The 10,607-nt window shown below is 69.2% G+C and carries 10 protein-coding genes and 3 tRNA genes; 4 read left to right on the plus strand and 9 right to left on the minus strand.

Annotation, left to right across the window (positions count from 1 at the left end; translation table 11 throughout):
- Position 1: 1 nt before the first annotated feature.
- Positions 2-913, minus strand: coding sequence for a LysR family transcriptional regulator (locus G3N92_RS12965; protein ID WP_241014761.1), 912 nt, complete (start codon positions 911-913; stop codon positions 2-4).
- Between the two features lie 121 nt (positions 914-1,034).
- Between G3N92_RS12965 and G3N92_RS12970 the strand changes: the two genes are divergently transcribed.
- Positions 1,035-2,063 (plus strand): NAD(P)-dependent alcohol dehydrogenase, encoded by a 1,029-nt coding sequence (locus tag G3N92_RS12970; RefSeq protein WP_206127926.1) that lies wholly within the window; start codon positions 1,035-1,037, stop codon positions 2,061-2,063.
- 60 nt (positions 2,064-2,123) lie between these two features.
- The gene (locus G3N92_RS12975) at positions 2,124-2,597 is read left to right on the plus strand and encodes a YaiI/YqxD family protein (RefSeq protein WP_206127927.1); all 474 of its coding nucleotides are present in this window, start codon (positions 2,124-2,126) and stop codon (positions 2,595-2,597) included.
- Between the two features lie 40 nt (positions 2,598-2,637).
- Here the strand turns inward: G3N92_RS12975 and G3N92_RS12980 are convergent, their stop codons facing one another.
- From G3N92_RS12980 to G3N92_RS13010, 7 genes are all read right to left on the minus strand, one after another.
- Positions 2,638-3,570, minus strand: coding sequence for an AEC family transporter (locus G3N92_RS12980; RefSeq protein WP_206127928.1), 933 nt, complete (start codon positions 3,568-3,570; stop codon positions 2,638-2,640).
- A gap of 136 nt (positions 3,571-3,706) precedes the next feature.
- A complete protein-coding gene (locus G3N92_RS12985) occupies positions 3,707-4,591 on the minus strand; it encodes a LysR family transcriptional regulator (protein WP_206127929.1) in 885 nt (294 codons plus the stop codon).
- Positions 4,592-4,724: 133 nt separating this feature from the next.
- Positions 4,725-5,963: an MFS transporter gene (locus G3N92_RS12990; RefSeq protein ID WP_206127930.1), complete on the minus strand. Its 1,239-nt coding sequence runs from the start codon at positions 5,961-5,963 to the stop codon at positions 4,725-4,727.
- A 222-nt stretch (positions 5,964-6,185) separates the two neighbouring features.
- Positions 6,186-6,262, minus strand: a tRNA-Val gene (locus G3N92_RS12995).
- A gap of 42 nt (positions 6,263-6,304) precedes the next feature.
- Positions 6,305-6,381 (minus strand) — tRNA-Val (locus G3N92_RS13000).
- 144 nt (positions 6,382-6,525) lie between these two features.
- Positions 6,526-6,602 (minus strand) — tRNA-Val (locus tag G3N92_RS13005).
- Positions 6,603-6,692: 90 nt separating this feature from the next.
- Positions 6,693-7,625, minus strand: coding sequence for a LysR family transcriptional regulator (locus G3N92_RS13010; RefSeq protein WP_206127931.1), 933 nt, complete (start codon positions 7,623-7,625; stop codon positions 6,693-6,695).
- A 137-nt stretch (positions 7,626-7,762) separates the two neighbouring features.
- Between G3N92_RS13010 and G3N92_RS13015 the strand changes: the two genes are divergently transcribed.
- Positions 7,763-8,488, plus strand: a complete 726-nt coding sequence (locus G3N92_RS13015; protein ID WP_206127932.1) for a pirin family protein — start codon at positions 7,763-7,765, stop codon at positions 8,486-8,488.
- A gap of 183 nt (positions 8,489-8,671) precedes the next feature.
- Entirely contained in the window at positions 8,672-9,085 is a 414-nt protein-coding gene (locus tag G3N92_RS13020) for a DoxX family protein (protein WP_206127933.1), read from the plus strand.
- A gap of 112 nt (positions 9,086-9,197) precedes the next feature.
- Here the strand turns inward: G3N92_RS13020 and G3N92_RS13025 are convergent, their stop codons facing one another.
- Positions 9,198-10,466, minus strand: a complete 1,269-nt coding sequence (locus G3N92_RS13025; protein ID WP_206127934.1) for an isoprenylcysteine carboxylmethyltransferase family protein — start codon at positions 10,464-10,466, stop codon at positions 9,198-9,200.
- Positions 10,467-10,607 lie beyond the last annotated feature (141 nt).

Here is a 10,607-nt window from a genome sequence, read left to right on the forward strand (position 1 = left end):
GTCACGGCACGAACACCGAGCCGTCCGCCTCGGCCAGCGCGACGATCGCCTCGATTGTCACCTGCACCTTCGGCTGCAGATGGCGCGTTTTCTGCCGGATCGCGTGAATCGGCATGGTGCTGGCCCGCTCGGGCAGCACCTCCCGCAGCGCGCCGGCGCGCAGCGCGTCGCGCGCCAGCCAGCCCGGCAACTGCGCCAGCCCGCAGCCGGCCAGGCAAGCCGCCAGCAGCGTATCGCCGTCGGTCAGTTCATGGCGCGAGCGCACGTCCACATACGCGGCGTCGCCCTTGCCGTCGGCCAGCAGCCAACTGCTGCGGCCGGTGCGTTGCCAGCCGGTCAGGCAATCGTGCCCGGCCAGCGCATCGACGCTGTCCGGCACGCCGCGTCGTTCCAGATAGCCGGGCGCACCGCAAATCGCGAGCCGCTGCGTGCCGAGCCGGCGCGCGACCAGATCCGAATGGGCGTCTAGCGCGCCGATTCGCACGGCCAGATCGATGCCTTCGCCGATCAGATCCACGGCGCGATCCTGAAACGCGATCGCGAGATCGAGCCGCGGGTAGCGGCGCGTGAGGCCCAGCAGCGCGGGGGCGATATGGGTGCGGCCGAACGTGGTCGGCAGGTCGATGCGCAGCCGGCCGACCGGCTCCTGATGCCCGGTGGCGAGCAACGCTTCGGTTTGATCGAGATCGTCGAGAATGCGGCGGCAGGTCAGCAGGAAGGTTTCGCCGGCCGTGGTCAGATCGATGCGCCGCGTGGTCCGATGCAGCAGTTGCACGCCGAGCCGCGCCTCCAGCCGCGAGATGCTTTTGCCGATCGCGGAACCGGTCACGCCGAGCGTGTCCGCGGCGGCCGTCAGGCTGCCGCGGTCGACAGCCGCGACGAACTCGCGCACGCCGGCAAAACGATCAATCATGATGAATTCCGGAATGAGAGGATCGAATGTCTGGAATTTTATCGTCTAACTGGATTGATAAGCCGAAATTACACTGATTTCCCCGGATGACAGGCGTCATCCGGCACACAGGAGATCGGAAATGAAAGCATGGCTGCTCAATGGCTTGGGCCTGAACAATCTGCGACGCGGCGAGGTGCCGACGCCGGTGCCGAAGGCCGGCGAACTGCTCGTGAAGGTGGGCGCGGTGTCGCTGAATTACCGCGACAAGGCGATCGTCGATGGCATCTACCAGCCGGAGCGCGTGCCGCCGCGGCTGATTCCCGTGTCGGACGCGGTGGGCACGGTGGTGGCCGTCGGCCCCGGCGTGACGCGCTTCCAACCCGGCGCGCGCGTGAACTCCACGCTCTACACGCACTGGCTCGACGGCGCGCCCGGCCCCGACGAGCCTGATCACTGCCTGGGCATGCCGCTGCCCGGCGCGTTGGCCGAATACCTGATCCTGCACGAGAACGCCGCCGTGGCCGCGCCCGCCTCGATGAGCGACGAGCAGGCCGCCACGCTGCCGATCGCCGCGCTGACGGCATGGTATGCATTGATGGATGTCGGCCGCCTGCAGCCCGGGCAGACGGTGCTGGCACAGGGCACCGGCGGCGTGTCGATCTTCGCCGCGCAGATCGCGGCGGCGCACGGCGCGCGCGTGATCGTCACGTCGAGCCGGGACGAGAACCTCGCGAGGCTCGCGGCGCTGATGCCAGGGGCGGACTTGCACGGCATCAACTATCGGACGCAGCCCGATTGGGATCGCGCGGTGCTGGCGCTGACCGGCGGGCGCGGTGCGGACATCGCGCTCGACGTGGCGGGCGGCGACGGCATCAACCGCTCGGTGGCCGCCACGCGCGTGCAGGGCACGATTGCGCAGGTCGGCTTCCTGACCGGCCAGGTCGCGGCGCTCGAGCTGATGCCGTTGATCTTCCGCCAGACCACCCTGCGCGGCATCGCGGTGGCGCCGCGCAGCGCGTTCGAACGCATGAACCCGTTCCTGGAGACACACCGGATCGCGCCGGTCGTCGATCGCGTCTACGGCTTCGACGAGGCCGTGCAGGCGTTCGAGCATCTGGCGCGCGGGCCGTTCGGCAAGGTGGTGATCAAGGTAGCCGGCACCGCTTGAGGCCGGCGCGGGCCGTCATGGCGGTAAGATGCCGGTTTTCCATTCCCCGGATCTCCCGCCATGCAAGTGCTGGTCGACGCAGACGCCTGCCCGGTCGTCGTCAAGGACATGCTGTTTCGCGCCGCGAAGCGCGTCGAAGTGTGCGTCACGCTGGTCGCGAACCAGTATCTGCGCGTGCCGCCGTCGCGCTTCGTGAAGGCCGTGCAGGTGCCGGCCACGCCCGACGCCGCCGATCAGCGCATCGTCGAGCTGACCGAGGCGGGCGATCTCGTGATCACGTCCGACATTCCGCTGGCCGCCGCGGCGCTCGACAAGGGCGCGTTCGTGCTCGACACGCGCGGCGGCTGGTTCAGCCGCGAGAACATCCGCGAGCGGCTGGCGATGCGCGACGTGCTCGACCAGTTGCGCGGCTCGGGCGTCGATACGGGCGGCCCCGCGCCGTATTCGCCGCAGGACGGCAAGGCGTTCGCCTCGCAACTCGATCGTTTCCTCGCGCGTCACGCGCCGCCGCGCGATCCATCTTCGTCGGCCTGAGGCCCACCGGCCGGCGCGCGGCGCTTGACGCGTCGCGTGCTCAACCCGTGTGCGCCAGCCCCGCCAGCGCCACCATCATCGCGGGCATGGCCACCATCGCCACCAGCGTCTGCACGGCCGTGATGCCGGCCATCAACGGCGCATCGCCGCCCAACTGCCGCGCCATGATGTACGACGAGGACGAGGTCGGCAGCGCCTGGAACAGCAGCGCCACGGTCATCACCGCGTCGCTCAGGCCGAGCGCGCGCCCGGCCGCCACGGTGGCGAGCGGCATCGCCAGGAACTTGAACGACGACGCGACCAGCATCGGATGCAGCCACACGCGCGTGCCGCCGAAGCGCAGCGCCGCGCCGACGCACAGCAGCCCGAGCGGCATCGACGCCGCGCCGAGCGCGCGCACGGCCGGCTCGATCGGCGCGGGCACGGCGAGGCCCCCCGCCTGCATCGCGCCGCCGATCGCGCAGCCCACCACCAGCGGATTCGTCACGATCTGGCGCAGCGCCGCGGCCGGGCCGAGCTTCACCGCGCCGTAGCGCGCGAACACCAGCACGCAGAACAGGTTGACGGTCGGCACGATGGCCGCCACGCACACCGCCGACAGCGCGATCCCCTGATGGCCGAGCAGGCCGGCCGCCACCGAGGTGCCCACATAGTTGTTGAAGCGCACCGCGCCCTGGAACACCGAGGTGAAGCCGGCGCCGTCCACGCGCACCCAGCGCCGCACCAGCAGCACCGCCAGCGCGACGATCAGCGTCGAGCCCACCAGCGCGCCCGCGAGCGGCCCGACCGGCAGCGTGTCGAGCCGCGCCGTGGCCAAGCCGTGCGCGAACAGCGCCGGCAGCAGCACGTAGTAGCAGAGCCGTTCGGCGGGCGGCCAGAACGCGTCGGCGATGAAGCCGGTGCGCTTGAGCAGGTAGCCGAGCGCGACCAGCAGCGCCACGGGCACGAGCGCCAGGACGATCGCGCCGCTCATGGGCGGGCCGCCCGGCGCGCGCATCGGCGCGAATCATTCAGGGAAACGAAGTAAGGCATGACGGCCTGCGCGGGATTGACGATTCCGTCAAAGTAGCATGCAGACCTACGAGGAATGATGGTGATTTATCGGGTGATCAATGAGAAAACCTCATCGATGACGCGATCAGTTCGGCGGCCAGCGCCTCGGCGAAGCGCTGCGCGGGCCGCGAGCGATGCTCGATCAGCACCACCGCGCTGCGCAATTGCGGCTGCCCGAACGGCAAGCGCACCACCGGCGGCAGGCGCGCCAGCACCGAATCGTGCAGCGCCACCACGCCCGCGCCGAGGCCGCGCGAGGCCATGTGCACGATGGTTTCGGTGCTGTCGAGCACCATTTCCTCGCGCACGCGGAGCCCCATGCGCCGCAGCTCGGCGGCGATCACGCGGCCGGCCCAGGCCTGGGCGTCGAAGCGGATGAACGGCAGTTCCTCCAGCAGCGCGCGCACGCTCCAGCCCTCGTAGCGCGGCGGCGCGACCAGCCAGTAGCGATGGTCGTAGAGCGTGCGCCACACCAGCCCGGCCGGATGCGGGCGCACCGGCTCGGTGGTGACGGCCGCGTCGAGTTCGCCGCCGGCCACGCGTTGCGCGAGCGCCGACGACAGCCCCGCCGCCACATGCACGCGCAGGGCCGGGTGCGCGACGCGCAGCGCCAGCAACGCATCCGGCATCGGCCCGGCCAGCGCCGTCTGGATCGCGCCCACGCGCAGCCGGCCGACCAGTTGCTTCTCGTCGCTGAGCGCGTCGGGGATCGCGTCGACCAGCGCGAGAATTTGCTCGGCCTGCGCGAGCACGATGCGGCCGGCCTCGGTGAACGCGGGCTGGCGGCGCGAGCGGTCGAACAACTGCACGTCGAATTCGGCTTCGAGCGATTTGACGTGCAGGCTCACGGCCGATTGCGTGAGGCCGATCGCATCGCCGGCGCGCGCGAACGTGCCGTGACGGGCAATCGCGACGAGGGTGCGGAAGGCGCGTATCGACATGATCGGGCAGGGAGCGCGAGGCGGGTTCGAGGGGCGCGGCCCGCCAAGGCGGGGCCGCGCCGGCTTCGGCCGATGATGCCTGCGCGCGGCGGCGGCGGCAAGCTTGCCGCCGCCGCCGCGAGAGGGCGGGGCGTTACTTCTCGGCTTCGAGCGAGCGCATGGTGCGCAGCGCCGGGAACAGCCGCATCCACAGCAGCGCGATGCCGATCGTGCCGAGCCCGCCGATCAGCACGGCCGGGCGTGCGCCCCACCAGCCGGCCGTGATGCCCGATTCGAATTCGCCGAGCTGGTTCGAGGTGCCGATGAACAGCGCGTTGACGGCGCTGACGCGGCCGAGCATGGCGTCGGGCGTGCGGAGCTGCACGAGCGAGGAGCGCACCACCACGCTGATCACGTCGGCCGCGCCGAGCGTGGCGAGCGACAGCAGCGACAGCGGCAGCCAGGTCGACATGCCGAACACCAGCGTGGCGATGCCGAACACGATCACGCCGGCGAACATCGCGATGCCGGGCCGCTTGCGCATCGGAAAGCGCGCGAACCACAGCGTGCCGGCCAGCGCGCCGATGGCGGGCGCCGAGCGCAGCAGGCCGAGGCCCCACGGGCCGGTTTGCAGGTAGTCGTGGGCGTAGATCGGCAGCAGCGAGACGGCGCCGCCGAACAGCACCGCGAACAGATCGAGCGACAGCGCGCCGAGGATCGCCGGCTCGCGGCGGATGAACGCGATGCCCGAGAACACCGATTCGAGCGTGACGGGTGCGCGCGCAACCGGTTTGCTGGTCAGTTGCAGCGAGCCCATCAGGCACGCCGCGCAGCCGAAGAACGCCACGCCGAGCACGTACACCACGCTCGGCCCCAGGCCGTACAGCACGCCGCCCGCCGCCGGGCCGATGATCATCGCCGTCTGCGTGGCCGAGGTGGACAGCGCCGTGGCGCGCGGCAGCTCCGAGCGCGGCACGACGGCCGGCAGCAGCGAGGCCACGGTGGGGTTCTCGAACGCGCGCGCCGCGCCGAGGCAGGCCGCGAGCGCGTAGATCGCCGGTGCGTTGAGCCAGCCGCCCAGCGTGCCGGCCAGGAACACGGCCGAGGCCACCGCCAGCAGGCTCTGGCAGACGGCGACGATGCGGCGCCGGTCGTAGCGGTCCGCCACGTGCCCCACCACCAGCGTCAGCACGAACATCGGCAGGAACTGCGCGAGGCCGACGAGGCCGAGCGCGTACGCGCTCTTGGTCAGCGCATAGATGTGCCAGCCGATCGCGACCGACAGCATCTGAAACGAGATCGAGGACAGCACGCGCGCGCTCCAGAAGCGCTGGAACGTGGTGAGGCCAAGCAGTTTGGGCGGTGGGCCGGACAAGTCGGAAGGCGCGGGCATGAGCGTTGGACGGTGGGCGTGAGACGCGCGGCGGCCGGATGGGCCGCGCGCCGGAAACTCGGCAAAGCGGCAAGTGTAGATGAGTTCGCGCGTGCTTGCGGAATGTCCCGCGCGGGGCGGCGGGATCGCGTGGCAGGCGATGCGGCGGCAGAAATGACAATGGACGGCGAAGCGGGGCGCGTTCGAGAGAAGCGCGGCGCTTGCCGTCCATGCCGGATGCGTTGGTAGGCTCGATTGGATTCGAACCAACGACCCCCACCATGTCAAGGTGGTGCTCTAACCAACTGAGCTACGAGCCTAGGGTGCCTGGCGCGATGCGCGGGGCGGTACTGCGAATGCGTTGGTAGGCTCGATTGGATTCGAACCAACGACCCCCACCATGTCAAGGTGGTGCTCTAACCAACTGAGCTACGAGCCTAAGGTGCCTTGCGCGATGCGCGGGCGGTGCTGCCTGAAACGTGCTGCCGGTGCTGCAAAAACCAACCGCCGAAAAAGACAATGGACGGGAAGCGTGTTCCGCGTTCGAGAGGAGCGCGGCGCCTGCCGTCCATTCCGAATTCGTTGGTAGGCTCGATTGGATTCGAACCAACGACCCCCACCATGTCAAGGTGGTGCTCTAACCAACTGAGCTACGAGCCTGCGAGGCGCGAATTATAGAGAGGCTCGCCCGATGATGCAAGCGCCGCCGCGCGTTTCGTGACGATTTCGTGTGCGCGCCGATGCGTGTCCTCAGTGCCTGGCTGCCGAGGCCGTTGCCGGCTCCGGCGACGGCGCGGCGTCGAGCGCCGTGACGAGCCGCTCCTCCAGAAACGCGAGCAACGCGCGAATCGCCGTCGATCCCTGCCGGTGCTGCGGATACACGGCGCTCAGGCGCAGCGGCGGCGTGGCGTGCGCGGCGAGGATCGGCACCAGCGCGCCGCGCGCGAGCGCCGGGCCGACGATGAACTGCGGCAGCAGCGCGACGCCGAGCCCGGCGATCGCGGCGTCGCGCACCACGTCGCCGTTGTTCGCGACGAGCGGCCCCTGCACGTCGTACGCGCGCCGGCCATGCTCGGTTTCGAATTCCCAGCCGTCGCGGCTTTCCTGCCCGTAGAGCAGGCAGGCGTGGCCGTGCAGATCGGCGGGCGTGGCCGGCTCGCCGTGCTGCTCGCGATAGCGCGGGCTGCAGCACGCGATCATGCGCAGCGTGCCGAGCGTGCGCGCCACCAGCGTCGAATCGGCCAGCGCGCCGATCCGCAGCGCGAGGTCGAAGCCCTCGCCGATCAGATCCACGCGCCGGTCGCTCAATTCCACGTCGAGCCGCACGGCCGGGTGGGCGGCCAGAAATTCGGCCAGCAGCGGCGACAGGTGGCTCATGCCGAACGACATCGGCGCGCTGATCTTCAGCGAGCCGTGCAGCTCGGTGCGGCGCGTCGACATCGCCTCCTCGGCCTGCGCGACCTCGGCGAGGATCCGCTGCGCGTGGCGATAGAACGCCTGCCCCGATTCGGTCACGGCCAGCTTGCGCGTGTTGCGGTTCAGCAGGCGCACGTGCAGCGCGGCCTCCAGCGCCGCCATGCGCCGGCTGACGAACTGCTTGGACAGCGAGAGCTTGTCGGCGGCGGCCGTGAAGCTGCCGGCCTCCACGGTCGAGATGAAGATGCGCAGGTCGTCGAGTTGCATGGGCCGGTTATTGTCAACTAAATCGGGACGATGATTATCCCACATGCGATTTATCTATCACTCCGGTTGACTTAAGATTTGTCTCATCGATCGACGCCGCACCACAGGGGCGCAGCGCGATCCACCGGAGAATCAACATGATCGAAGTCCGTAACGCCAATGCCCGCGGCCGTGCAGAACATGGCTGGCTCAGCTCCCGCCACACCTTTTCGTTCGCGAACTACTACGATCCGCAACAAGTCGGCTTTTCGGATCTGCTGGTGATCAACGACGATCGCGTCGCCCCGGCCCGCGGTTTCGGCACGCACCCGCACCGCGACATGGAAATCCTGTCGTACGTGCTCGAAGGCGCGCTCGAACACAAGGATTCGATGGGCACCGGCTCGGTGATCGTGCCCGGCGACGTGCAACTGATGAGCGCCGGCACCGGCGTGGCGCACAGCGAGTTCAACCACTCGAAGGACGAGCAGGTGCACTTCCTGCAGATCTGGGTGGGGCCGTCGGAAAAGGGCGCGCAACCGCGCTATCAGCAGGCCAACGTGCCTGCCGTCGACAAGCGCGGCCAGTTGCGCCTGGTGGTGTCGCCGGACGGCGAGAACGGCGCGCTGGCGATCCGTCAGGACACGCGGATCTACGCCGGCCTGTTCGACGGCGACGAAGCCGCGAGCCTCGCGGTGCCGGCCGGCCGCTTCGTGTATGTGCACGTGGCGCGCGGCAGCCTGGCGGTCAACGGCGTCGCGCTCGGCGAAGGCGACGGCGCGCGGATTCGCGGCGAGGACGTGCTGAACTTCAGCAACGGTCAGGATGCCGAAGTGCTGGTGTTCGACCTGCGCCCGGTCGACGTGACGGCCGACTGGGCCTGAGCGGCCTTCGAGGCGGCCGCGCGCTCCACCCTGCGGGGCGCGCGGCGGCTTCCGATATGGCGCTGCACGTCACTATTGCTTTGCAAGACTAATCATTCGATGATGGCACCCAAGCGCCGGAAACACGGGGCCGGCGTGGCCTTCATCGATACCGGAACATCAGGTTTGAACAAGGATTCGACCATGCGTTATCTCTCTCTCGAAGGTCAAAAGGACGGCGTGCTGCTGGTGGCGCGCGTGTTGATGATGGTGTTGTTCGTGATGTTCGGCTGGCAGAAGCTGACCGGCTTCTCGGGCACCGTCGCCTACATGGGATCGACCGGCGTGCCCGCGCCGATGCTGGCGGCCGCGGTGGCGGTGGCGATGGAGTTCGTGGCCGGGCTGCTGATCGTGTTCGGCTTCTGGACCCGCCCGGTGGCGCTGCTGCTGGCGCTCTACACGCTCGGCACCGCGTTCATCGGCCACCACTACTGGACCATGAGCGGCATGGAGCAATACGCCAACATGATCAACTTCTACAAGAACGTCAGCATCTTCGGCGGCCTGCTGGTGCTCGCGGTGGCCGGCCCGGGGCGGTTCTCGATCGATCGCCGCTGAGGCTTGCCCGGATGTCCATGCAAAACGCCCGCTCGAATCGAGCGGGCGTTTTGCATGGGCGAGCGTGCGTGCCGAACCCACGCGACCGATTCGGGCAACGCGCGGTTTCCGCCTAGCCGAACCACTTCCGCACCCGCGCGAACATGCCGTGCTGCGCGATCCATTCCGCATAGGCGCGATAGTCCGGATCGCGCATCAGATGCCGCTCCTCGGTTTTCGCGCGCAGGAAGTAGATGCCGTTCACGGCGAGCAGCCCCGCGCAATGCGCGATCGCCACCGGCCAGCCGAGCGCCGGCACGAACGGCACGGACACGAGCCAGTACGACAGGTTCTTGGTCAGGTAGGCCGGGTGCTTGGTGAAGCGGTACGGGCCGGACGTGATGATGCCGCGGTTCGTCAGGTTCGAGAAACGCAGCCCGAACGAGATCGTCGACAGCGCATAGCAGATCACCAGCGCGATGATCGCCAGCCCCCACACGAACTGGAGCGCGGGCACGTGCGTGAGCCAGTTGTCCCAGAACAGCGTGCCTTCGTAGCGGATGTAGCGATCCGAGATCAGCGACCAGAACGGCTGATAGCAGATCAGCGCGGCGATCCAGCCGAGCGCGGTCGGCTCGACCGTGCGCACGTGGCTGTCGAGCACGCGGAACGTGCACAGGTAGCCGACCGAGCCGAACAGCAGATCCATCGTGAACGCCAGTTCGTAGAAGAAGCGGAACGTGGCGAGCGAATAGGGCGCGGCGGCCATGGTGGCCATCGACGCGGTCAGATGGTCGGCGTTGGTCGACACGTAGACGAACATCAGCGGCAGGAAGAACGCCTTCACGGCCCAGCCGCCGAGCATCTCGCGCAACGGCGCCCATTGCGCCGGCCGCTGGCCGCGCAGCAGCAGGTGCGCGAGGCTCAGGTAGGCGTCGTGCTCGTCGCGTTGGCGCGTGTCCATCCACGCGAAATAAAGCGGCGCGCCCACCGCGAAATACGGCGCGAGCAGCGCGCACAGGTTCCAGAACGGCTTGTAGAAATCGCCGTGATATTCGGGCAGCAGCCAGTAGATCAGCGCGATGCCGGCGTAGATCGCGCCGAGCGCCGCGAGCCGCATCGCGACGCGCGCGAAGCTCAGCGGGCGCACCGCGTCGGCCATCAGCCCGGCGCTCGGGCGCAGGTAGGCGCGCGCGACGAACAGTTCGTAGGAGCCGACCACCACGATGATCGCGAGACAGGCCGCGAAGCCGCGCTCGGCGCCGCTCAGCAGCGTGCCGTCGCGCGAGAACCAGAGCGTGGCGAGCGCGGCGGCGATGCCGGCGAGACCGACCGTGAACGGCGTGGCGGAACGGGGCGGCCGGGCCGGGGCCGTGGAGACGGTGTCGAAGGTCGAATTCATGTCATGCCTCGTATAAGACATCTTCTGGCGGTTCGGCGCCGGGCTGTTGGACGATCGGTGCCCGGCTGCCGCTCATGCCGCACCGGCCGCCGCGCGAACGGCGGCCGGTGCGGCATGTGTGTTGCGTACTGCGTGCGCTTG

The organism is Burkholderia sp. Ac-20379 (genome assembly GCF_017104645.1).
Lineage (GTDB): Bacteria > Pseudomonadota > Gammaproteobacteria > Burkholderiales > Burkholderiaceae > Burkholderia.